A 605-nucleotide genomic window follows, 5' to 3' on the forward strand; every position below is an offset into this window, starting at 1 on the left:
GGGTGTAGGTGTGTATTACTTGCTTTAAACAGTTTAAACCCGATAGCTATCGGGTCGTGATGTCTACCTTTACCAAAAGCAGTGCAAATAATCTTCTTTGTTTTCTTCTCTGCAATTACTTGCGTTTTTTGGGTGTGTCGCTTTTTCTTGCCTGAATAATGCCTTCGTTGTTTTTTTTCGGGCGTTCAACGGGGCTTTCACTAACATCTATCAACACGACCTCAAAAGTGTTTTCTGATTGCAATAGCTTTTTCTTACCTGGCAAATGATAACGGGCATCTTGAATAATAATTGACTCTATTTCTTTTATCATCTCACATACTCTGCTTTCACTTAATCCATACGTAATACCAATGTGGTATTGTGTTCTATATTCTCTGTAATACATCAAAACCATTAACAACGCATCTTCTGTACTCAAAATAGGCTTACTCCCAGACCTAGGATGCTTACGATGTAATAATTTGTAATTGTTGAGAATTTCAACTATTTCTAAAAAAACAGCTTTGTGAATGCCTGTTGCTCTTTTGAATAATCCTCCTGAATGGGTTGACATAGCTGACCAAAACATAGTTTCATTTTAGTAATAAAACGAAAAAAAACTT

At 35.5% G+C, this 605-nt stretch carries 1 protein-coding gene; it reads right to left on the reverse strand.

Annotated elements, in window-relative coordinates:
* Positions 1-115 precede the first annotated feature (115 nt).
* Complete coding sequence (locus tag ACT9TX_RS18430; protein WP_481340583.1) at positions 116-571, reverse strand: transposase family protein; 456 nt, start codon at positions 569-571, stop codon at positions 116-118.
* Positions 572-605: the final 34 nt, after the last annotated feature.

Source organism: Parasediminibacterium sp. HNIBRBA5674, from assembly GCF_056745525.1.

Bases quoted from the DNA above. Each gene is read 5' to 3' on its own strand.
- ACT9TX_RS18430 (WP_481340583.1), bottom strand. From the start codon at position 571: ATGTTTTGGTCAGCTATGTCAACCCATTCAGGAGGATTATTCAAAAGA.